This window comes from Nocardia araoensis NBRC 100135 (assembly GCF_000308435.1).
Taxonomy (GTDB): Bacteria; Actinomycetota; Actinomycetes; order Mycobacteriales; family Mycobacteriaceae; genus Nocardia; species Nocardia araoensis.
On record NZ_BAFR01000025.1, the window covers coordinates 1 to 759 of the forward strand.

The following is a 759-nucleotide window of genomic DNA, read 5'->3' on the forward strand; positions in this document are numbered from 1 at the left end:
CGGACTTCCCGAGGAGTTGGGTTTGCCGGTCGATCGGCCACGCCCCGCCGTGGCCTCCCACCACGGCGCCACCACCACCCACACCCTCGACGCCGAACTCATCACCGCCCTGCACACCCTCGCACGCCACCACGACTGCTCCCTGTTCATGGTCATCCACGCCAGCCTCGCAGTCCTGCTCTCCCGCCTCAGCAACAGCACCGACATCCCCATCGGCACCCCCATCGCCGGACGCGGCGACCCCGCCCTCGACGACCTCATCGGCATGTTCGTCAACACCCTCGTCCTACGCACCCACCTCGACCCCCACCAACCCTTCACCGACCTCCTCACCCACACCAGAAACACCGACCTACAAGCCTTCCAACACGCCGACATCCCCTTCGAACAACTCGTCGACCACCTCGCCCCCCACCGAACCCAATCCCACCACCCCCTCTTCCAAACACTGCTCGCCTTCCAAAACCTCGACCAACCCCACCTCCACCTCCCCCACCTCGACATCACCCCCACCGAACTACCCACCACCACAGCACGATTCGACCTACAAATCATCCTCACCGACAACCACAACGGCGAGATGACCGCCACCATCACCTACGCCACCGACCTCTACAACCCCACCACCATCGACACCCTCACCCACCGCTGGATCCGCATCCTGCGCGCCATCACCACCAACCCCACCCAACCCATCGCCACCATCGACATCCTCGACCCCACCGAACGCACCGACCTGCTCACCCGCACCGGACCACC

Annotated in this window: 1 protein-coding gene; it reads left to right on the plus strand. The window is 65.1% G+C overall.

From position 1 onward, the window contains the following. Positions 1-22 precede the first annotated feature (22 nt). Positions 23-759 (plus strand): condensation domain-containing protein (locus ON21_RS03705; RefSeq protein ID WP_245562451.1); only part of this gene is annotated, 737 nt, incomplete at its 3' end.